Genomic DNA, 22200 nt, shown 5'->3' with positions numbered 1-22200 from the left:
CAGATGATTCGATAGCAGCAAGAATTGATCTGAAATGATTTGCAAATCCTGTACTGTATTTAATCCGATGTGACCTTCCTTTTCAGTCAGATCAGCTTCGGAAGCTATTTCTGCACTTAAAAGCTCTGTATGCCGAATTGCTTTTGTAACTTGTTCAATATCGGTTTTACTTGCTTCAAGTTGGGCTGTCTGGTCCTCTGCTCCGACCGCAATATGTTTAATTGCCTCATTAACCTCTGTAGCTTGGGCGGATGTTTCTTCCGAGATCGCAGTAAGATGCTGGGAGGAAGCCTGCAGCTGATTAGCCGAGTCAAGGACATGCAAGAATGCTTGCTGGACTTTCTCAGCCATCAGATTAAAGGTATTGGCGAGCGCACCCATTTCATCTTTAGCTCCATATGGGACTCGATAAGCCAAGTTTCCGTTCCCGATTTTCTCTGCACCTACTGTTAATGAACGAACAGACCTTGTAATGCTTGTCAGTAGGAAATAACCAGTGATCGATAATACTAACACAAGCAATAAACTTATCGCATAAACGCCATAGGTATAAGTCTTATTCTGCTTTTCAAGTTCTATTCGAAGGATGTTCTGGTTAGCTACTACTGCTTTTTCAACCTCAACTGCAGCACTATCGATCGAGCTTGCTTGTTCATCAAATTTAACAATAAACTCTTCGGTTTGGATAAATGAGGAATAAATAGAATTCAATGCAAGTTTATATTCAAATAATTTCTCGGATAGTTCTTTTTTTGAATGATCGTTAAGGTTCGTGTTAGCTTGAATTTCATCTGTAAGCACGTTGGTTGCATTGACAAATTGTTCATAAGATTCTTTATCTCTTGCTGCTAAGAATTGTTTCTCGTATAGTCGCATTTGTAAAAATTGTTCATCAATGATTGGACTTTTTAGAAGTTTAGTCAGGTTTGTAATTTCGCTAGCTGTGCCCTCGATTTGTCCTTTAATTCCTTCTGTGCTGCTATAACCAGCTCGTTGATACATTTTGGATAGTACTTCGAAATCCATTAAATATTTTTCAGCGTTTTGGTTTACTTTTGCAAACTGGGCTTTCATTTCTTTACTTTCAATTTGTTCCGTCAACTTGTCCGAGTCTGACTTCACTCGTAATATTGATTGAGTGATTAGATCGGCCCCGGGCTGGTCAGGCGCCCTTAAAAATTGCTGTTCATATTTTCTTGTCATTGCAAGATTGTATTTGATATCCTTGCTTCCATCTACAATTGCAATCAATGATGATTCTTTTTCCCTACTACTCTCTTGGATCATATTAAGTAAAAAATTTAAAGATAATAGTAAAATTAGTCCTCCAATTGTCATAAACAAGATTAGAACCAATTTACCCCGTATGGTTTTCAAGCTGTTCACCTCATTATTATATTCGGAAAATTACGATTTTGATTAATTATAGAACTTTTTCCCTATTAAAACAATATATACTAAAAATAAAAGAAAGAAGTCTTCCTGCTAAGTCATTAAATTGGACCCGTTGTTATTAGCTTGTTATTATCAGAATATATGGGGAAAATAGGATGGATTCGATTAGGTGATTAAAGATCTATAGGAGGAATAAGAAATGAAAAAGCTTGAATCAATGGAACAGTTTAAACAATTGGTTGACAATGGGAAGCATATCTTTATGTTTTCTGCAGACTGGTGTCCTGATTGCCGTGTGATCGATCCGATTTTACCGGATGTTGAAGCGAAATATCAGGATTATACATTTATCTATGTGGATCGCGACCAATTTATTGATTTGTGCATCGAGCTTGATGTATTCGGGATTCCAAGCTTTATCGGCTATAAGGATGGTCAGGAGCTTGGCCGCTTTGTTAGCAAAGATCGAAAAACACAGGAAGAAATTGAGTATTTTATTGAAAAACTAGATAAGTAAACCGTTCTAACCCCCCATCCTTTAAGATAGGGGGATTTTAGTGTAGAATATTGTTTAGAAAAGCTCCTTTAAGGAGGGACTTAAAATGAAAATGGATAGCAAAAAAATGAAAAATGAACTGGAAAAACGGCTAACAAATTCGAATCGCACTTTTTCTTTTGACAGGAAAAAGGATGAACTTCGAATTGAGAATAAACAGACTGGGAAAGGGATTACCATTTCTTTGCCGGGGATTATTGCCAAATGGGAAGTGCAAAAAGAAAAGGCGATTGATGAGGTTGTCTATTATGTGGAAGAAGGATTGCAAGCAATGGACGGAGATGTCCAGCTGTCAGGAAAAGAGAAAAATATCTTTCCGGTCATCCGCTCGACCTCATTTCCTTCAGAATCAGAGGAAGATGTGCCTTTTTTATTTGATGAACATACGGCGGAAACAAGAATCTACTACGCCCTCGATTTAGGAACAACCTATCGCCTAATCGATCTGCAGCTGATGCAGAAAGAGGGATGGATCCCGGAAAGAATAAAGGAAACAGCTCTGTTTAATGTTCGTTCACTTTCTACAGACATGAAGAGCGATCAAGTTGCCGGAAATATGTTTTACTTTTTAAATAAAAATGACGGGTATGACGCAAGCAGAATATTAAATGAATCGTTCATTAAAGGAATGGAACGGAAGATGAATGGATCCATGGCGATTGCAGTTCCCCATCAGGACGTACTAATAATTGCAGACATCATGAATGATACCGGCTATGACATCCTCGCCGAACTAACGATGAGCTTTTTCACAAGCGGGCGCGTACCGATAACCGCATTATCATTTTTATATGAAAATGGGGAACTTGAACCGATCTTTATCCTCGGACAAAACAGAAAGAAATAGAAGGCTGCACTTAAAAAATGATTTGAATAAGAAGGCAAAAGGATCGCAAATTTGTGATTCTTTTTGTTTTGGGAATAATCAGAAGCCTTATAAGATCCAAAACTTCTTTAACATGTACAGATACAATCAGTAATTTTAAAAAGTTTGCCAAGGTTAAAGAATTACAGGAGATCATTGTTAATTAAGCTGTGCATAGAAAAGGAGAAATTAATCCCAAAATGGTCGCTCCCCTGGATAACGGTCGTCAATAGCCTTGATTGTCTTGACTCATCTTCAATGAGTCTTTCTTATGATCATATGTCAAAAATATTCAATTTTGATTTTAAATTCAACCAATAGACTCATTCTCTTTTTTTTTCTCCAAATTTCGAGAAATACTGCTAAAATAAGAAAGATAGAATGAAAGAAAGAGTTGGTATAAATTGAGTTGGATTAAAAAATTATTTGGAATATTTAAGAATGACGATGAGGATGAAAATAGACAGGAATATATGGAACAAAAGCAGGTAGAGAGAGAATTTCTAACGAACAGTTCGATGGAGCCATCAAAAGACGTAAATGCAAAGGTTGTTTATCAATATCCGAAAGGCCAATTCCGGTTTCCGGTAATACCTGATGAACGGAATGAATCATTGAAAAGGGTTCCAAAAGTTAAACGGGAAGAAAAAAGAGAACAGCCGCTCGAAAGGCACCCCGAAAAAAGGGTAACGGAGCATGTACCTAATCCGAAACATAAAAAAAACGTCCCGTTTCCAAAAAGCAATGAGATTGAGAGAGTCAAAAAAATCGGCCCTTTTCGACCAACGGAAATCCCTTCGCCGATCTATGGATTTGAACGTTCGAAAACGAGGACGACACCTGTACCCGTGAATCAGGAACCGATTGAGTTCGAATTAAACGATGTTACATATAACGATATAAAAGAAAAACCTACACAGCAAAACACGCAAAAGTATGTTAATAAAGATACTTCAAATATTCAGGGAAATGATTTTGAAAAAGAATTCCAAGAGATTATAGGCCATGATTCATTTGATAATCAGATGGAGACGCTTGAACTCCATGCGGCTGCACTTGAAGTAGAAGAATCTATTATCCCAGAAATAGATATAGAACAGAGTCAGGGCACAAATATTCAAGAAGTGCATGAGGAGTGGGAGCAAGACAATATAAGAAAGGCATTGGATTTAGAGAATGAACGAGGTATTGAGGTAATAGCGAGCCACGTGTATCCCGATCAAGGTATTGAGACAGCGGGCAGTCGTGATGCTCCCGAGCACATTAGTGAAACAAATGAAAATCTTGCAGAAATGAATTTTCAAAGGCCCGATACTTTTGAGGAAAGCACACAAAGCTTAGGGACGCAGGAAATTATTGAAGTGCAAACGCAAACCATAGAGACCAATGAGCTGCTAGAAGAGGCAGAACAAAGTATAGAAGTCCCAGTAGAAAACAAAAGTCCAAGCTTTAATGAGCAAGAACCCGATAAAGAGGAGAAAAAGTCCCCTTCTTCATCTAGGGCGCATATTCCATTTAACGTCATAATGCTCAATAAGGATAAACAAAAGCTTGCACAGCAACTAAGACCAGCAGCTCCAGTAAAAATAGATCCAGCAGCAAAACAGGTGGAGATTACTGAAACAAAACCTCCAATAAAAGAGGTAGTACCTGATGAAGAAGAGATTTCTTATTATGAATTTCCATCAAAAAATCTGCTCACTCCGGCTGTCCCTCAAGAGGAGACATCAGAGTGGCTACATGAACAAGAACAATTATTAAACTCTACATTGAAAAATTTTAATGTTGGAGCAAAAGTTGTCAATGTTACCCAAGGGCCAGCAGTTACGAGATATGAAGTTCAGCCTGAGCCAGGGGTGAAAGTGAATAAAATTACTAACCTCTCAGATGACATTAAGTTAAGCTTGGCTGCAAGAGACATTAGGATTGAAGCGCCAATTCCGGGCAAGCATACGATCGGGATCGAAGTACCAAACCGGACAAGCAGGCCTGTGTTTATTAGCGAAATCATCAACAGTCCAGAGTTTATTAACGCAACATCACCTTTGACGGCAGTACTTGGACTAGATATTTCAGGGAGCCCGATCGTGACGGATTTACGAAAAATGCCACACGGATTAATCGCAGGAGCAACCGGGTCCGGAAAAAGCGTCTGTATCAACACTATCTTGGTCAGCCTGCTTTATAAGGCGAACCCTGACGAATTAAAGCTAATCCTAATCGATCCTAAAATGGTGGAACTAGCTCCTTATAATCGGATTCCTCATTTAGTTAGTCCGGTGATTACGGATGTAAAGGCAGCTACAGCGGCTTTAAAATGGGCAGTTGAAGAGATGGAGCGGCGCTATGAATTGTTTGCCCATACTGGAGTCCGGGACATTGGCCGTTTTAACGAGCTTGCTGAAGAAAATAAACGATACTCGGATAAGCTTCCATTCATCGTCATTATCATTGATGAGCTCGCAGACTTGATGATGATGTCACCAGCAGATGTGGAGGAAGCGATTTGCCGAATTGCCCAGAAAGCACGGGCATGTGGAATTCATTTAATCATCGCAACACAAAGGCCGTCTGTTGATGTGATTACCGGTTTAATTAAGGCGAATGTCCCAACAAGAATTGCCTTCTCCGTATCATCACAAATTGATTCACGGACGATTATTGATATTAGTGGAGCTGAAAAATTGCTTGGGCGCGGGGATATGTTATTTCTGGAAAACGGCTCCTCCAAGCCAGTTCGGCTGCAGGGCACCTTTGTCTCCGATAAAGAAATTGATGATGTTGTTGCTCATGTGAGAAGAGAGCGTGATCCTGAATATTTGTTTGAACAGGAAGAATTATTGAAAAAGGCACAAATGATTGAAGAGGAAGACGAGCTTTTTTATGAAGCATGCGAGTTTGTCGTTGACCAAAAGGCTGCGTCTACCTCAAGCCTGCAAAGAAGATTTAAAATCGGCTATAACCGTGCAGCACGGTTAATCGATATGATGGAGCAGCAAGGATTGATTTCTGAAAACAGAGGAAGTAAGCCAAGAGATGTTCTTATTACAGAAGCTGAACTAGAATCCCTTCAAGACACTAGTACAATAAATTAATCCATGGTATTCTTTACTTGCATGTTTTAAATAATAGAGATAATAAACCATTTTGGTATAGGCTTTTTTCTAGAGGCTGTTTTTGTAAACATTGTTGCTTTTTAAGTGTGATTTTATTTAACCATCTGAGTTGATTGGAGCGGAGGGCACTTGACTCCTGCGGGAAATAGAGGGAGCGGGAGACCCCGCAGGCGGTAACGCCGAGGAGGCTCCCGTCACTCCCCGCGGAAATCACCGGGCAAAATTTCAAGGCTATAAACAACAATATATGCGAAAAGAGCCTTTCTAAATGATTGTTGTTTTTAAATAGGGATTGTCTGAGATGACATAATAGAGGCAATCGGTGTGCCGCCGGTTGCCTCTCACCCATATCTGGCTTCACATCGCTAATAGGATAAGGGAACTGGAAGTAATTAGTAAAGGAAGGGAAGCAACAAAGATTACGTAAATAGCCTTGATAATTGAATAGAACGTGAGGGGCATTAGGATGAAGGAGATTGAACTTAAGTTAAAAGGGGAAATAAAACGGTTAACAAATCATACATTTAAATTTGACGAGCGGGTCAAAGATGGTTGGTTTTCTGCCGTTTACTTTTTAAAAACAAGAGATATCGTGAATAAATATCTTCAAGATAATGTGGTAACGATGCAATTTTTCCAAAGAAGCAATGCGGTTTTATGTGGGACAGATGAAGTAATCGCACTTATTAAAACATTTGCAGATAATCCAGATGAACTTGAAATATATTCTTTAAAAGATGGTGACAAAATTACGCCATTTGAAACCGTCTTAACGATTACAGGAAAGTATCAAACCTTCGGCTATTTGGAAGGAATTATTGACGGAATACTTTCAAGACGTACGTCGGTCGCTACAAATGTATATAACGTTGTTAAAGCAGCAAGTGCATCTGGCAAACAAAAGCAAGTTATTTTCATGGGTGATCGCGATGACCACTTTACGACTCAGGCAGGAGATGGATATGCAGCCCATATTGGAGGAGCAACTGCAAAAGCTACCCATGCGATGAATGAGTGGTGGGGAAAACAAGGAATGGGGACAATGCCGCATGCGCTGATCCAGCTTTTTAATGGAGATCTTGTTGCGGCTACAAAGGCATACCAAGAAACATTTCCGGAAGATGAATTAATCGCTTTAGTTGATTATAACAATGATGCAATTGCTGACTCTCTTAAATTAGCAAGAATCTTTGGTGATGATCTTAAAGGCGTTCGTGTAGACACTTCTCGCACATTAATTGATCAATACTTCTTAAGAAATCAGCATTTGCTAGGAACTTTTGATCCGCGCGGGGTAAATGCGGAGCTTATTTTTGCATTAAGAAAAGCATTAGATGACGAAGGCTTTAATCATGTTAAAATTGTTGTCAGCGGTGGTTTTAATGAATCCCGAATCTTAGAATTTGAAGAAGCTGGTGTTCCTGTTGACACTTATGGGATCGGGAGCAGCTTGCTAAAGGTAAATATTGGCTTTACAGGTGATAATGTATTAATTAATGGAGAACATGCTGCCAAAGCTGGTAGACGCTACCGTCCCAACCCGCGCTTGGAAAAGGTTGAATAGAGCGGCTATCTTCTATGCGGAGAAAAATAAAGGTTGTTTTCGTAAACTTTGTTGCTTTTTTAGTATGACTATATATTACAAGCAGAGTTGATTGGAGCCGAGGGCACTTGACTCCCCGAAAATGCTATCGCATTTCCTTTGTGCGTGGGCAGATTCAAGGATGTAAATTCAGTGTCCTGCGGGAAATAGAGGGAACGGGAGACCCCACAGGCGGTAACGCCGAGGAGGCTCCTGTCCCTCCTTGCGGAAAGCAAGTGCCCGCAGCGGAAATCAACGGGCAAACTATGAAGGCTAAAAACAATAAATATGCGAAAAGAGCCAAATAAAAGACTCAAATAGAAGTTTCCAATTCGTTACATAGTTTTTTAATGTAATCAATGTTATAATAATTTATTATGCTGTTTGCCTATAGCGATTTTTCTTACTAAACATTATGGATCATATCCGAAATGAGGATATGCGCAAAATTAGATAAATGTCATATACTGTTTTACAGATATACGATGGTTGGAGGTTCTTTATATGACTATTTACCATTTCGTAGGTATTAAGGGGTCCGGAATGAGTGCCTTGGCTCAAGTTCTCCATGATATGAATTTTCAAGTACAAGGCTCAGACTATGATAAACGTTTTTTTACTCAACTGGCCCTTGAACAATCAGGAATAAAGATCCTTCCCTTTCAAAAGGAAAATATACAGCCCGGAATGACAATTATTGCTGGAAATGCCTTTCCGGATACCCATGAAGAAATTCAAGAAGCAATGAAGCTTGGCTTGCCTATTGTGCGTTATCACCGTTTCCTTGGTGACTTTATGAATAATTTTACGAGCGTCGCCGTGACAGGCGCTCATGGAAAAACGTCAACTACGGGCTTGCTTGCACATGTAATGAAAGGTGCAAAACCAACTTCATTCCTGATCGGGGATGGAACGGGAAATGGGGACGAGGATGCGGAATGTTTTGTTTTTGAAGCATGCGAGTACAGAAGGCACTTTCTGTCTTATTTTCCAGATTACGCGATCATGACTAATATTGATTTTGATCATCCTGATTATTTTGCCAATATTGATGATGTTTTTTCGGCCTTTCAGGAAATGTCATGGCAAGTAAATAAGGGCATTTTTGCATGCGGAGATGACGAACAGCTGCAAAAAATCCAAGCAAAAGTACCAGTGCTTTTCTATGGATTTGGAGAAGAAAATGATTTTCAAGCTCGGAATGTCGTTAAATCAACTGAGGGCACGACATTTGATGTGTTTGTTCGTAATACGTTTTATGAAACATTTTCCATACCTTCATTTGGAGACCATAACATTTTAAATTCATTGGCGGTTATAGCTCTTTGCCATTATGAAGAAATTGATTCACATATCGTTCAGGAACAGCTTCTCACTTTTGAGGGCGTAAAAAGAAGATTCACGGAAAAGAAGATTGGCTCGCAAATTATTATTGATGATTATGCACATCATCCAACTGAAATTAAAGCGACAATCGATGCAGCAAGGCAAAAGTATCCTGAACGTGAAATTATTAGTGTTTTTCAGCCACATACTTTTACACGTACACAAACGTTTCTTACTGAATTTGCTGAGAGTTTAAATTTGGCAGATAAAGTATACTTATGTGAAATATTCGGATCCGCCCGTGAAAACCACGGAAAGCTGTCCATTGAGGATCTAAAGGAAAAAATCCCAGATTCTGAAATCTTAGCAGAGGAAGAAACAGCCATTTTAAAGGCGCACGAGAATGGCGTCGTTATCTTTATGGGTGCTGGGGATATTCAAAAATTTCAAGAAGCATACGAAAAACAATATTCATAATTTAGTTTGAATAGCAACAAAGTTTGCGAGAACAGCCAAAAAATAAAAAGGATGCGGCCTATTACCAACAGGATTCACGTTGGTACCAGAAGGCTTGCACCCTTTTTTATTATTTAAGACTATGTTTGGTTCCTGTTAATAATTATTTTAAGTTCTCAGGATTAAGATCCTCTAATTCAGAAATGACAAAGCGACCATCTTTTCGAATAAGAACATCATCAAAATAGATTTCACCGCCACCGTAGTCTGGACGCTGGATGTTCACCATATCCCAATGAATATTGGATTTATTGCCATTGTAGGCTTCATCATAGCATTGACCGGGCGTGAAATGGAAGCTGCCGTCAATTTTTTCATCGAATAAAATGTCCTGCATTGGATGTAAAATATAAGGATTAACCCCAATCGCAAATTCCCCGATATAGCGTGCACCTTCATCCGTATCAAAAATCTTGTTGATTCTTTCATTATCATTTGCTTCAGCTTCAACAATTTTTCCATCCTTGAATGTTAGTTTTACATTCTCAAAGGTAAAGCCATTGTATGGTGAAGGCGTGTTATAAGTGATGATGCCGTTAACTGAATCACGAACAGGAGCCGTAAAAACTTCACCGTCAGGAATGTTCATTTGACCTGAACATTTGATCGCAGGAATATCTTTGATTGAAAATGTTAAGTCTGTTCCAGGGCCAGTGATTTTTACCTTGTCTGTTTTGTTCATTAATTCCACAAGATTGTCCATTGCTTTATCCATTTTTCCATAATCAAGGTTACATACATTAAAATAAAAATCCTCGAATGCTTCTGTACTCATTTTTGCTAATTGCGCCATCGAAGAATTCGGGTACCTAAGAACGACCCATTTTGTTTTTGGCACACGAATATCACGATGTACTTTTTTGCCGATCGTTGCTCCATGGATTTTCATTTTATCATCAGGAACATCCGCATGTTCATTAATATTATCGCCAGAACGAAGGCCTATGTATGCATCCATCTTGCTCATGACATTTGCTTCAAAATCCGCCATTAGATTGTACTGCTCTTCCTGTGCGCCTAATAGAAGAGCACGGTCCACTTGATGATCTTTTAAAGACACAAATGGATAGCCGCCAGCTGCATAAGCTTCTTTCACAAGGGCAGTCACAAGCTCCTTTTGCAGGCCAAAGTTTTCGATCAGAACCTTTTCTCCCTTTTGCAGGCGAATCGAATAATTAATTAAATTTTTTGCTAATGTTTCAATACGAGGATCTTTCATCCTTTAAATCCCTCCGAAAAACAAATTATATGAACCATTATTTATTGTAACCGAATTTGTCCGTTTTGTTGAATTTTACAAACCCCTTTAACTCTATTTAGCAGAAGTCTCTTTTTATATAAGTGGCGAGATGAAAGGTATCCTATTCAAGGAGGTTTAACTCCCGGCTAAATAAAGTTAAGCCCCCGGCGAGCCTTTAGATTTTTTAAAGGAATTTATCGAGCAAGCTAAGGTAAAAATCTGGGCGAAATTCGCCAAGGCGAATTTGATTATGTTAAAATTATGTACACAGAATTGAAGAAAATTATAGAAGGAAATTGACCCTTTTAAATGGAATTCTTATATTGATAGTGGTTTATTTATCAACCATTAGGGTAAAAAGATAAACAAAACAATAGCCGGAGGTATAATTAGTGCAAATTATTTTATATTTAAGTGTAGCTTTAATAGCCATCGCTTTTTTCATTCTAGTCATTTATTTATCAAGGACGTTAAAATCATTGCAGGTAACATTAGAAAGCGTTTCGAAAACGATAGAAGGCTTGGAAAAGCAATTGGATGGAGTGACAAAAGAAACGACCGCTCTTTTGCATAAAACAAATGCATTGGCTGATGATATCGCAGAAAAGTCGGAGAGTTTAAATAGTGTAGTAAATGCTGTTAAAGATGTCGGTGAATCTGTTCGCGGATTCAATGGCTCGATCCAAAAGATCACATCTTCGGTAAACAATCAGATTGAGGAAAACAAAGATAAAATTTCGCAAGTCGTCCAATGGAGTCAAGTATTTTTTGAAATAAAAGAGAAATGGAAAATGAGAAGACAGGACTCTGATAAGGAAAAATTGGTGGATAAGGAAGTGCCCAAAAAAAGCAGATTACGAGGAAGAGATTAAAGGAGGAGAATGCTAGTATGAGCAGTCAAGAACGAAAACAGCATGGCGACAATCAGGCCAAATCTGAAGATAGCATGAATACAAAGGATTTTTTAATCGGTGCCTTAATCGGTGGTATGGTTGGTGCAGCAGCTGCCCTTTTCCTTTCCCCTAAATCAGGCAGGGAAATAAGAAGTAACTTAAATGAACAAGCATCAGTTCTAAAGGAAAAGACCGGTCAATTTCGTGAGACAGCTATGAATAAGGGAATCGAATTAGCAACCGTTGCGAAAGAAAAGACAAATGTCCTTACCCAAAACGTTTCCAAACAGTCAACAGAGATAGTCAATAAAGTAAAAAGTATAAAGCCGAATTCGGGCGCAAATCGGCAAACGGCTGATAGTGATTTTGAAAAAAATCATAACACTGATTATGATCAAGAGATCCAAAGGAGGCTTGAAGAGACGAAACGGGCTTTCGACGAGACAGAGGATAAATATAATCAATAAAAATTGTTTTAGAAACGGTGAAGTGGTACGATTGCTTCATCGTTTAATTTTTGGGAGGAGAAAGTGAATATGAAAAAATTTGAGGGAATCGAAGCTTTTGATCAGGCAGTAAAGGCAGAGGGACAGTTCCTTGTTTTAAAGCATAGTTCAACGTGTCCGATCAGCCAGGCGGCCTATGAAGAATATGAAAAATTCGCAGACGAACAAAAAGAGCTGCAAACCTTTTATTTAGTTGTTCAAGAGGATCGTCCTTTATCCAACCATATCGCTGAAAAATATGAAATTAAGCATGAATCACCACAGGCAATCCTTTTCAAAAATGGAGCTATTGCTTGGCATGCTTCGCACTGGAAAATCACGTATGACTCTTTACAAAGTGTAATAGCGGAATAAAACATAAAAAAACATCCATGTTTTGGATGTTTTTTTATGTTTTATGTGTTTTATCTCCAGCAGTACTTTTCTGTTTAAGCGGCCAGACGATTTTGAGGTCATCACCAGGTTTAAGTTCGCTGTTAAACGCTGCTTGCTCGCCATTTTTTAATAAAACGAATCTTCCATTTGCTTGGGCAGGCATGTCAATTTCAACATGGCCGAATAAATCTTGGAAAATAAATGGTTCAATCCTTCGCTGTTCAATGATTAGATGATCTCCATTACGGATCGTATCATCGTCTGACAATTGTACCCCATCTCTCTTAAAGCTTGTAACGGGTTTTGTAAGCTGTATTTTTTTTCCATCGAATGAGATTGGAATACTTTGCGATAGTATTATTTGTTTAAGTTGTGCTAGTTCTCGTACTGTCGGTGTAGCTTTTTTACTTGTAACAATATGATCATGATGTTCAAAACTATTATGGGGTTTAATCTCGATCCCGTTTCGGTACAACTTGCCGGAAAGTGGGGGGATGTATGTCTCTTGTCCGTTTATTTTTACCTGAAACGGTCTTAGCTCTTTTACTAGTTCATGTAAGCCTAAGGAGCCAAGCATTTCTTCAACTGTTTCCGGCATCTTGCATTCAACCACATCACGGTCATTCAAATACTGCTCGGGTGAGGTTTTCCTGCCATTACAAGTAATCACAGAAAATAAAGTATAATCCTCATTATTTACTTTTATGTCCTTCTTTGGAATTTCATCAATTAGATCCCTAATTTGCAGATCTGCCTTATGTCCATCCTCCCCTTTTTCAACCATAAGCAGATCGCCGCTTTCGATCTCATCGTCTAATGAACTTGGTTTGCCATTACGTAATATGAGCGGAGGCTCTCCATGTCCGCCAGGGATTGTAATATGCTGACCATTTAAAGTAACAATCATTGCCAAACCGGGTTTGCCATACAGCTTATTCATTTTTATTCCAGCGGCGAGAAGACAATCACCAATTGTCAGCTTTTTGACTTCAAACAAACGAACTGGCTGTTCATTCACATAAACGGTTTTATATTGAACTGGCGATTTATGGGCTGCGATCGCGATGCCAATCGGTGTCACTAAGTCAGGCCCCATTGCGATGTTTTCAGAAATAGTTAAAGAGCTTATCGCATCGATCCCCCTGATTGCAACCCTGTTATCTGGCAAACTCAACTTTTCGGCAACCCGTTTTGGCAGTTCCGGCGTGAGGCTTCCTCCCCCAACAAGCATAACGGCTTTAGGGGACTTTTGATTGTTAAGAGTTAGAATTTCCTTACAAATCGATGAAGCGAGCCGATCTAATGTTGAAGAGATTTGCAAGGTGATTTCTTCTTTTGGGATTTCGGTGTCAAATCCAAGAATATCCGTGACTGTTATTGTATCTTGTGTATATAATTCTCTTTTTGCTTTTTCAGCGAGCGGAAAGTCAAGAAGCAGGTGATCACTGATCGCTTCCGTTATTTCATCGCCTGCGATCGGCACCATTCCATATGCAACAACTGTCCCGAGATCTGTTATGGCGATGTCGGAAGTTCCAGCTCCAATATCGACTAATGCTACATTTAACCTGCGCATAGATGGAGGGATCAATACATTGATCGCAGCAATAGGCTCAAGAGTTAATGCTTCCATCTCAAGACCTGCGCGTTGAAGTGCAGAGAGGAGTGATTCAACTACTACCTTAGGTAAAAAGGTAGCAATAATTTCTACTGAAGCCTCTTCTCCTTGCTGATCAATTAAATGGCCAATTTCTTCGCCATCTAATCGATAATAGAGAATGGAATAGCCAACACAATAATAATAATGGGATTTATCATTTTGATGTTTTTCAGCAACAATCGCTTGTGCATGCTGAACTGCGCTTAGTTCGAGATGAAGAATATCCTGTTTGGTGATTAGCGGCTTTCCGTTAATATCGACGGTTACTTTCGCCCGCTCAGTCTTTAAAGCCCTTCCGGCAGCGGCCACACAAACTTTTTTCAAGGGGCCATGTTTTGCTTCAAGCCTTTCTTTTACTTCAGAAATAACTTTCGAAACAGATAAAACATCATGTATTTGTCCATCAAGCATTGCCCGTTCCGGATGCTCTTTAACTAGAATATCAACAACATGATATTGACCTTCCTGTTCCTCTAGAATAATTCCGATGACAGAACGTGTACCAATATCTAAGGCAAACAGCTTATTTTGTTCAATCATGGGGATACACCTTCTTTGCGATATGATCATAAAGTGATAATTAACTATAGCTTAGGGGGAACTCTCCATTCATTCACGATAAAAATGATAGGTGTGTTCTTTTTGGGAAACGCTAATAAAAAGAGCAGCATGTATAAGTTTTTTGTTTTCCCATCATGCTTTTAAATTTGTCTTTTAGGTGTGTATCATGCATGTTCACGCGTAAAAAGCGCTTTAATACTTAAAAGCGTTTAATTAATAAAGAAATATTACGTGACATGCAAAGATAATTCATATATAATAAATTCTAATTATTAAAAATGTATCACATATTACCGAGTCAATAAAGAAGAAAGAAAATTATTCGTTATGATGAATGGAAGGTTATCTGATTTTCCTTTTTCATAGAGGTTTTCTTTTTGCGACTCTACTATTAAACCGAAGGGCAGGGAATGTAATGAGTAATCTTGATCAACTAAGAGATCGTGTGGATGAGCTGAATTTGCAGCTTTTATCATTAATTAATGAGAGAGCAAAGCTTGTTCAGGAAATTGGAAAGGCAAAGGAAACACAAGGGGTTTACCGTTATGATCCTGTCCGCGAGCGGGATATGTTGAATTTAATTAAGGAGCATAATGATGGTCCTTTTGAAAATTCCACGATTGAACATATGTTCAAAGAGATATTTAAGGCAGGATTAGAGCTTCAAGAAGATGATCATCGCAAGGCTCTTTTAGTTTCAAGAAAGAAAAAGCCTGAAGATACAATTGTAAACTTAAGAGGAGAAAAAATCGGTGACGGAAATCCGCATTTGGTGTTTGGTCCATGTGCGGTTGAATCTTACGAACAAGTTGCGACTGTTGCTGAGGCAGTTAAGGCAAAAGGACTTAAGCTTCTGCGAGGCGGAGCGTTCAAGCCAAGAACATCTCCATATGATTTTCAGGGGCTTGGCTTAGAGGGGCTCAAAATCCTAAAAAGAGTAGCAGATGAATATGACTTGGCTGTCATTAGTGAGATCGTCAGTCCAGCGGATATTGAGACGGCTGTCGATTATCTTGATGTCATCCAAATCGGTGCAAGAAACATGCAGAACTTTGAGCTATTAAAAGCGGCAGGCGCTGTGAACAAACCGATTCTTTTGAAGAGGGGAATTGCGGCAACGATCGAGGAGTTTATTAATGCAGCTGAATACATCATGGCTCAAGGAAATGGGCAAATCATTCTTTGTGAACGCGGAATCCGTACGTATGAACGGGCAACACGCAATACTCTTGATATTTCTGCTGTTCCAATTTTAAAGAAAGAAACTCATTTGCCTGTATTAGTTGATGTTACACATTCAACAGGCAGACGCGATCTGTTGCTTCCAGCAGCAAAAGCTGCACTAGCAATTGGTGCTGACGGCGTTATGGCAGAGGTTCACCCTGATCCAGCAGTAGCGCTATCGGATAATGCACAGCAGATGAATTTAAAACAGTTTGATGATTTCATGAACGAACTTCAATCTTCGGCGTTTGTCAGAGTGTAATAGAAAGAAGCCTTCTGTAGCGACAGAAGGCTTTTTTCTGTTTTTCTTTGCGAATTATTAATTGTCTTGAGCAAGTCTAGTTAGTGCTGTAAAAGCAGATCGAACAACATTTACATATGAGGTTGGGAGTGCGCTTATGAATATTTTTTTACGGTATAATACTCAAATCTCTCTTTTTTGTAAAAAAAGGAGGATTGACATTGCGGCATGCCAATTACTGTCGTATCATTAATACATAATTATGCATGTGTAACTGGTCACAATGAAAATGTGAGTAGGGATCAGCTATTTGCTGTAAACTAATAAGAAAAATATTGTGACGATTTTAAAAAGGAGTGAAAGTAATGAACATTACGATATATGACGTTGCAAGAGAAGCGAACGTGTCGATGGCAACAGTTTCACGCGTTGTTAATGGAAATCCGAATGTTAAGCCAGCTACCCGGAAAAAAGTATCAGAAGTGATTGAAAGGCTAGGTTATCGTCCCAATGCTGTTGCTCGCGGCCTAGCGAGCAAAAAAACGACGACTGTTGGGGTTATCATCCCGGATATTTCGAACATCTTCTTTGCAGAGCTTGCAAGAGGGATAGAAGATATCGCAACGATGTATAAATACAATATTATTTTAAGCAATTCAGATGAAAATTTAGAAAAGGAACTCCGATTATTTAATACAATGCTTGGCAAACAAGTGGATGGCATCGTATTTATGGGGGGGAATATTACATCTGAACTTGTGGAGGAATTCGAAAAATCACCTGTGCCGATCGTTTTGGCCGGCTCAATTGAGGAAACTGAAACAATACCATCAGTGAATATTGATTATGAAAAAGCAACCTTTGATGCAGTAACGTCCTTTATTAAAAACAATCATAAAGAGATAGCAATTGTTTTGGGACCTATGCGTGAGCCGATAAACGGAAAAAAACTAGCGGGCTATGAGCGAGCACTCACTGAGGCGGGGCTTTCATTTAAAGAAGAGTTATTTGCATCAGAAGAGGATTATACCTATGATTCAGGCATAGAGGCACTTGAAAGGCTTCTTCAAGCAGAAACGAAACCAACAGCTATTTTTTGCGGCTCAGATGAAATGGCGCTAGGAGTCGTTCATGGAGCAGCTGACAGAGGTTTTAAAGTTCCTGATGACTTTGAGGTGATTTGTTCGGATAATACACGGTTATCATTAATGGTCCGTCCACAGCTGACAACTGTGATCCAGCCTTTATATGATATTGGAGCAGTAGCAATGAGACTTCTTACGAAATATATGAACAAAGAAGAAGTGACGGACCATATTGTCGTCCTTCCACACAGGATTGAACAACGAAACTCAACAAAATAATGAAAATGGCGATATTAGTAGAAAAGTGGAGGCATCTTGGTAGAGGAGCGTCGACTAAACTCGCCACGTCCCGTGGCGAACGTCGACGTCAGCACATCCTGTGCAAGTCCGACAAGCATAAGACGAGTCGGCATGAAGGGTGTTCTTTAACCTTCTTGTCGGCTTGGCTTATGACCTCGAGATCGACAAACAGCTGTGTCCTCGAAAAAGAAAAGCACTTTTTCTGCGTGCGATGATTATTCTACCGAAGCTTTCCTTATCCTGTCGCATTGTCGACACTAGTACGTCCTATACGTCGGGGCTAGGTGCTGTAGATGGACAAGTAGAAAAGCTGGGACGGTTTTACCCGGGGGTGCCTTAGTTAGACAAAGAAAACGCTAATTGAATTTCATTATTTTTGAAGAATCTGGAGAGGGAATATGAGAAAGTTTGATGTTTTAACACCGGTTGGATTGATTTTCGGCTTCATAATGCTTATTTTCGGTATTATGTCAAATGGAGGAATAAGCAGTTTCTTTTCCTTTATCGATCCTGCTTCATTTTTAATTGTATTAGGTGGCTTATTAGCCGGGCTCCTAGTTAGTTTCCCATTTAAAGATATGAAAAATATGTTGCCTGTAATCAAACAGGGCTTTTCTCATAATGAGCAAAACCTTAACCATTTAATTAGAATTTTTGTCAATCTCTCTGAGCGAGCTCGTCGAGAAGGTCTGCTATCTTTGGAAGCGGTATTGGTAGAAGTTGAAGACCCTTTTATTCGAAAGGGAGTCTTGCTTGCTGTTGACGGAATCGAATCAGACGTTATTAACGATATAATGAATGCGGAAATTGCAGCAATGGAAGAAAGACATAGAAAAGGTAGAAGTATTCTTGAAAAGGCTGGGGAGTATGCTCCTGCATGGGGGATGATCGGTACGTTAATCGGTCTCGTTCTTATGCTGAAAAGTTTAAATGATCCATCCAGTCTAGGACCTAATATGGCCATTGCCCTGCTAACTACCTTATATGGGACATTGCTTGCAAACCTCGTCTTTCTCCCATTAGCGTCCAAGCTGGCATTGAAGACCGAGCAAGAAGTGTTCTTAAAGCAAATTATTATTGAAGGTGTAATCGGGGTACAGGCTGGTCAGAATCCTAGGCTTTTGGAAGAAAAGCTAAGTGCCTTTTTATCAGCAAACGAGCGGAGAGAGGCTGCAAAAGTGTTGACAGCAGGGGAGGCTTTGGAAGATGAGGCTTAAGAGAAGATCATCGGAACCTGCCAAAGGTGCTCCTGGGTGGATGGTTACATTCTCTGATTTAGTTACCTTAATATTAGTTTTTTTTATTTTGCTATTTTCAATGTCGCAAATTGATATGATTAAATTCAAAGCCATTTCTGAGTCTTTCCGCGAGCAATTTTTTGATTTCTATCCTTCAGTTATTCCGCTTGAAAACTCGGCCGGGCAAGAAGGCGACATGCCGGTAAAAAAAGATGATAAAGGAGATTCAGAGGCAGAGAAATCCTTGGAAACCCTTTTAATGGAAGTACAAAGCTTTTTGGATAAGAATGGGATGGAAGATGTGATTGTCGCCAACCGGACTGAGCGCGGTGTCGTCCTCGTACTTCAAGAAAAGGTTCTTTTTGATCCCGGGGAAGCCATTCTACTCGATGACTCCTATGCATTTCTAGATAAAGTAGGGGAGCTTTTAACAAAGCTGCCAAACTTAATAAAGGTTGAGGGCCATTCAGATAATATTCCGATGAGCACCTACCGATACCCATCTAATTGGGAGCTATCTGCTTCACGCGCAAGCAGTGTTATTAAGTATCTTATCGAAAACCATCAACTTGAAAGCAATCGATTTATCGCGGTCGGTTATGCGGATACAAGGCCAATTGTTTCGAATACAGATGCGGAAAATAGGCGAAAAAACCGCCGTGTAGAAATTATTATCTCTGATCCGAAATATAATGAAAAAGATATCGTTTCTAATTAAAAAGAGATGACTCAAAACCTGAGTCATCCTTTTTACATTGAATTAGTTTTACTACGATTTCTAATTGGATACAGTGCTTTATCTAATGTTTGTGCGTTTTTTTCGGTTATTTCCATTTTCCTTGGGATGGGCTGATATAGGTCATCGGGGTCTTCCCATTGAACAGGGAGTGCAACGGGAGAAGCATCCATCCAGTTATTTATCCACTCAGGCGGCAAATTCCCATAACAATTTGAGTTTTCCGTCATCTCTAGCCAAATTAAAGCCCAAGCACGAGGGACGACTCGCCATATATCATATCCCCCACCCCCGACAGCAATCCATTTTCCATTGCAATATTGATGGGCGATTTCATGGGCAAGCTTTGGGATTTCACGATAGATCTTCATGGATGATGATAAATGGGTAAGCGGATCTAAATAATGGGAATCGGCACCGTTTTGTGTCAGAATAACATCTGGCCTAAAAAAATCAGCCACTTCCCTTAATGATGTACGATATACATCAAGCCAGGAGTCATCTTCTGTGAACGCATCGACTGGAATATTAAAAGAATAGCCATACCCTTTCCCTTGCCCCCGTTCATTGACGTTTCCTGTGCCTGGAAATAAGTACCGGCCTGTTTCATGAATGGACAGTGTGCAAACATCAGGATCATCATAAAATGACCATTGAACTCCGTCCCCATGATGGGCATCTGTATCTACATAAAGGACCCTTGCCTTATATTTTTCCTGAATATATTTAATGGCAACAGAGCTGTCGTTATAGATACAAAAACCGGATGCTTTCCCCCGAAAGCCGTGATGTAGGCCCCCGCCAAGATGCAGTGCATGCTTTGCACGCCCACTCATCACATAATCAACAGCTGTTAAAGTCCCCCCAACTAACAATGAACTTGCTTCATGCATATTTGGGAATATAGGGGTATCTTCCGTGCCAAGTCCGTAATTTTCGCCAACACCTGCGGAAAGCTGCCCACTGCCCGCAAGCTTCACGGCATTCACGTAACTTGGATCATGAATGAGGTGAAGCTCTTCATCTGAAGCAGTGCGGGGTGGAATGAGGTGAAGCTCCTGAATCGCATTCATATTTTTGAGCAAATCAAGCGTTAGTTTAATTCTAATTTGATTAAAAGGATGATTCTCGCTGAATTTGTAGTTCAACAAGTCTTCTGAAAAAATAAAAATAGAATCTTGAATCATGATGATTTCCCCGGATGGTTCGGCCAAAGAACTTGATGCCCAGCATTCATTAAATCATCTATTAAATTTAGTGGGTTCATCGTTTGTACTCTTAGCACAAGAATTTTATAGTTTTCATCACTTTTATCAGGGTAAACTAGCACACTTTGAATATTTGCTTTTCGATTACTGATAACTGTAGCAACCTCACACAGCATTCCAGCCCGATTTGGCACTTTCACTTCAACTTGTGAGCCAGGCTGGTGAGCACCTGTCAATTCAACTAAGGTTCGAAGCAGATCGGTTTCTGTTACAATCCCTACCAGCTTCTCGTCTTTTAAAATGGGTAGGCAGCCAATGCGATGCTCGTATAAAATTGCTGAAACCTCTTCAACAAAATCGAGCGGATGCCCAGTTATGATTTCTGTTTTCATAAGCATTTTCAGCGGGTTTTGTAAGCCATTTTTAAAATCTTCTGTTTCAAATATGGATGGCGTTGCATCGCGAATATCGCGATCTGTTACAAGCCCGACTAGCCGCTTGCCTTCATCGATAATAGGAAGGTGGCGGATTTTCTTTGCTCCCATTAACTTAATGGCATCTGCTATGCTGTCATCCTTTGACAAAGTGGTAACTTCCGCCTTCATAATTTCTTCAACAATCACTTTCATATCCCCCTTATTATTAAGATAGGCTGTTTTCGCATAATTGTTGTTTTAGCCTGCAAAGTTTGCCCGTTGATTTCCGCTGCGGGCACTTGCTTTCCGCGGAGAGTGACGGGAAGCCCTCTGCTCCAATCAACTCAGACTATTAAATAAAAATCACATTATAAAAGCAACAAACTTTACGAAAACAGCCTTAAGATAATAAGAATAAGCTTTTTGAAGTTAGATGACTGTCACGTCCTGTGCTTGACGGGGTGACCTAGGCGCTTTTACTCTTGTATTAGTACATAAATCGATTCATAAATCTAAGACGGTCAAATTGCTGGACTGAGTCTAGATCAACTCGTTTGCCGATTTTGGCCATTAAACAATTGGCAGGATGAGAAGAGATTTCTGGATCATCTGTGGCATACCACTCGAGGCCGCCTGCGTTCATCATTTTCTCCATTACTTTTCTGTACTCCCAGACATTTAAACCGGTCCCTTTTAAATCCCAGTGCCAATAGTACTCGGTTGTAATGATGAGATAATCTTCCATTGCATCATCCATCATTGAAACTTTAATTAAGTTCTTCCCGATGCCTGAACCTCTGAATTCTGGAATGACTTCAATCGCGCCAAGTTCAATTAAATTGTCCATTTTTCCTTCGGACCATCTTTCAAGCGGGTCGGGATATACATATGTAACGTAGCCAACAATTGTATCCCGGTTTCTGGCTATAATAATTCTTCCTTCCGGCAGGGCGGCTATTTCTACAAGTGCCTTCTTTTGCTGTTCAGGTGGACGGAAAGCAACTAAATCCTTATGAAACTCCAAATCGGCTAATTTTCCGGGTGAAATGGGTCCCTCAATAATTAACTTTCCCCTTGGGGTCATTATTTCTTTTGCATTATACGTTTTTCGATGTTCCATTTATACACCGCCTAAATCGCATGATCAATATTAATTCTATT

Annotated in this window: 17 protein-coding genes and 1 pseudogene; 12 read left to right on the top strand and 6 right to left on the bottom strand. The window is 39.6% G+C overall.

What is annotated here, in order from left to right; translation table 11 throughout:
* Positions 1-342: 342 nt before the first annotated feature.
* Positions 343-876: pseudogene (locus BGM26_RS21945) on the bottom strand (HAMP domain-containing protein); the annotation flags it as partial.
* Positions 877-1594: 718 nt separating this feature from the next.
* Between BGM26_RS21945 and BGM26_RS12290 the strand changes: the two are divergent.
* The 5 genes from BGM26_RS12290 (at position 1595) to murC (ending at position 9317) form a co-directional block, all read left to right on the top strand.
* Positions 1595-1912, top strand: coding sequence for a thioredoxin family protein (locus tag BGM26_RS12290; protein WP_217040098.1), 318 nt, complete (start codon positions 1595-1597; stop codon positions 1910-1912).
* Positions 1913-1997: 85 nt separating this feature from the next.
* Positions 1998-2798, top strand: coding sequence for a DUF1444 domain-containing protein (locus tag BGM26_RS12285; protein WP_217040097.1), 801 nt, complete (start codon positions 1998-2000; stop codon positions 2796-2798).
* A gap of 1310 nt (positions 2799-4108) precedes the next feature.
* Entirely contained in the window at positions 4109-5911 is a 1803-nt protein-coding gene (locus BGM26_RS12280) for a DNA translocase FtsK (RefSeq protein ID WP_483297803.1), read from the top strand.
* A 487-nt stretch (positions 5912-6398) separates the two neighbouring features.
* A complete protein-coding gene (locus BGM26_RS12275) occupies positions 6399-7496 on the top strand; it encodes a nicotinate phosphoribosyltransferase (protein ID WP_217040095.1) in 1098 nt (365 codons plus the stop codon).
* Between the two features lie 522 nt (positions 7497-8018).
* Positions 8019-9317, top strand: coding sequence for a UDP-N-acetylmuramate--L-alanine ligase (gene murC, locus BGM26_RS12270; RefSeq protein WP_217040094.1), 1299 nt, complete (start codon positions 8019-8021; stop codon positions 9315-9317).
* 142 nt (positions 9318-9459) lie between these two features.
* On the opposite strand, the gene BGM26_RS12265 is transcribed toward murC, so the two are convergent.
* On the bottom strand, positions 9460-10575 hold the full coding sequence (locus tag BGM26_RS12265) for an aminopeptidase (RefSeq protein WP_217040093.1): 1116 nt from the start codon (positions 10573-10575) through the stop codon (positions 9460-9462).
* A 413-nt stretch (positions 10576-10988) separates the two neighbouring features.
* Between BGM26_RS12265 and BGM26_RS12260 the strand changes: the two genes are divergently transcribed.
* The 3 genes from BGM26_RS12260 to ytxJ all read left to right on the top strand — a co-directional run bounded on the left by BGM26_RS12260 (position 10989) and on the right by ytxJ (position 12349).
* Positions 10989-11468, top strand: a complete 480-nt coding sequence (locus BGM26_RS12260) for a DUF948 domain-containing protein (protein ID WP_217040092.1) — start codon at positions 10989-10991, stop codon at positions 11466-11468.
* Between the two features lie 17 nt (positions 11469-11485).
* Positions 11486-11956 (top strand): YtxH domain-containing protein, encoded by a 471-nt coding sequence (locus BGM26_RS12255; RefSeq protein ID WP_217040091.1) that lies wholly within the window; start codon positions 11486-11488, stop codon positions 11954-11956.
* Positions 11957-12025: 69 nt separating this feature from the next.
* Positions 12026-12349, top strand: coding sequence for a bacillithiol system redox-active protein YtxJ (ytxJ, locus tag BGM26_RS12250; RefSeq protein ID WP_217040090.1), 324 nt, complete (start codon positions 12026-12028; stop codon positions 12347-12349).
* 34 nt (positions 12350-12383) lie between these two features.
* On the opposite strand, the gene pilM is transcribed toward ytxJ, so the two are convergent.
* Positions 12384-14570: a cell division protein FtsA gene (gene pilM / locus BGM26_RS12245; RefSeq protein ID WP_217040089.1), complete on the bottom strand. Its 2187-nt coding sequence runs from the start codon at positions 14568-14570 to the stop codon at positions 12384-12386.
* A gap of 436 nt (positions 14571-15006) precedes the next feature.
* Between pilM and BGM26_RS12240 the strand changes: the two genes are divergently transcribed.
* From BGM26_RS12240 to motS, 4 genes are all read left to right on the top strand, one after another.
* Complete coding sequence (locus tag BGM26_RS12240; RefSeq protein WP_217040088.1) at positions 15007-16077, top strand: bifunctional 3-deoxy-7-phosphoheptulonate synthase/chorismate mutase; 1071 nt, start codon at positions 15007-15009, stop codon at positions 16075-16077.
* Positions 16078-16421: 344 nt separating this feature from the next.
* The gene (ccpA, locus tag BGM26_RS12235) at positions 16422-17420 is read left to right on the top strand and encodes a catabolite control protein A (RefSeq protein ID WP_217040087.1); all 999 of its coding nucleotides are present in this window, start codon (positions 16422-16424) and stop codon (positions 17418-17420) included.
* A gap of 419 nt (positions 17421-17839) precedes the next feature.
* Positions 17840-18658 (top strand): flagellar motor protein MotP, encoded by an 819-nt coding sequence (gene motP, locus BGM26_RS12230; protein ID WP_217040086.1) that lies wholly within the window; start codon positions 17840-17842, stop codon positions 18656-18658.
* Entirely contained in the window at positions 18648-19397 is a 750-nt protein-coding gene (gene motS, locus BGM26_RS12225) for a flagellar motor protein MotS (RefSeq protein WP_217040085.1), read from the top strand. The genes motP and motS overlap by 11 nt, the downstream gene beginning before the upstream one ends.
* A 32-nt stretch (positions 19398-19429) precedes the next feature.
* On the opposite strand, the gene BGM26_RS12220 is transcribed toward motS, so the two are convergent.
* The 3 genes from BGM26_RS12220 to BGM26_RS12210 all read right to left on the bottom strand — a co-directional run bounded on the left by BGM26_RS12220 (position 19430) and on the right by BGM26_RS12210 (position 22159).
* Positions 19430-20602 (bottom strand): acetoin utilization protein AcuC, encoded by a 1173-nt coding sequence (locus BGM26_RS12220; protein ID WP_217040084.1) that lies wholly within the window; start codon positions 20600-20602, stop codon positions 19430-19432.
* Positions 20599-21246, bottom strand: a complete 648-nt coding sequence (locus tag BGM26_RS12215) for an acetoin utilization AcuB family protein (RefSeq protein WP_217040083.1) — start codon at positions 21244-21246, stop codon at positions 20599-20601. The genes BGM26_RS12220 and BGM26_RS12215 overlap by 4 nt, the downstream gene beginning before the upstream one ends.
* A 280-nt stretch (positions 21247-21526) precedes the next feature.
* On the bottom strand, positions 21527-22159 hold the full coding sequence (locus tag BGM26_RS12210) for a GNAT family N-acetyltransferase (protein ID WP_217040082.1): 633 nt from the start codon (positions 22157-22159) through the stop codon (positions 21527-21529).
* Positions 22160-22200 lie beyond the last annotated feature (41 nt).

Origin of the sequence: Bacillus sp. FJAT-29790 (assembly GCF_019039215.1) — a bacterium.
GTDB lineage: Bacteria > Bacillota > Bacilli > Bacillales > Cytobacillaceae > Cytobacillus.
This window is presented reverse-complemented; position numbering and strand designations above follow the sequence as displayed.

Coding starts and splice junctions, on each gene's coding strand:
- BGM26_RS12290 (WP_217040098.1), top strand. CDS start 1,595: ATGAAAAAGCTTGAATCAATGGAACAGTTTAAACAATTGGTTGACAAT.
- BGM26_RS12285 (WP_217040097.1), top strand. CDS start 1,998: ATGAAAATGGATAGCAAAAAAATGAAAAATGAACTGGAAAAACGGCTA.
- BGM26_RS12280 (WP_483297803.1), top strand. CDS start 4,109: ATGAATTTTCAAAGGCCCGATACTTTTGAGGAAAGCACACAAAGCTTA.
- BGM26_RS12275 (WP_217040095.1), top strand. CDS start 6,399: ATGAAGGAGATTGAACTTAAGTTAAAAGGGGAAATAAAACGGTTAACA.
- murC (WP_217040094.1), top strand. CDS start 8,019: ATGACTATTTACCATTTCGTAGGTATTAAGGGGTCCGGAATGAGTGCC.
- BGM26_RS12265 (WP_217040093.1), bottom strand. CDS start 10,575: ATGAAAGATCCTCGTATTGAAACATTAGCAAAAAATTTAATTAATTAT.
- BGM26_RS12255 (WP_217040091.1), top strand. CDS start 11,486: ATGAGCAGTCAAGAACGAAAACAGCATGGCGACAATCAGGCCAAATCT.
- ytxJ (WP_217040090.1), top strand. CDS start 12,026: ATGAAAAAATTTGAGGGAATCGAAGCTTTTGATCAGGCAGTAAAGGCA.
- pilM (WP_217040089.1), bottom strand. CDS start 14,570: ATGATTGAACAAAATAAGCTGTTTGCCTTAGATATTGGTACACGTTCT.
- BGM26_RS12240 (WP_217040088.1), top strand. CDS start 15,007: ATGAGTAATCTTGATCAACTAAGAGATCGTGTGGATGAGCTGAATTTG.
- ccpA (WP_217040087.1), top strand. CDS start 16,422: ATGAACATTACGATATATGACGTTGCAAGAGAAGCGAACGTGTCGATG.
- motP (WP_217040086.1), top strand. CDS start 17,840: ATGAGAAAGTTTGATGTTTTAACACCGGTTGGATTGATTTTCGGCTTC.
- motS (WP_217040085.1), top strand. CDS start 18,648: ATGAGGCTTAAGAGAAGATCATCGGAACCTGCCAAAGGTGCTCCTGGG.
- BGM26_RS12220 (WP_217040084.1), bottom strand. CDS start 20,602: ATGATTCAAGATTCTATTTTTATTTTTTCAGAAGACTTGTTGAACTAC.
- BGM26_RS12210 (WP_217040082.1), bottom strand. CDS start 22,159: ATGGAACATCGAAAAACGTATAATGCAAAAGAAATAATGACCCCAAGG.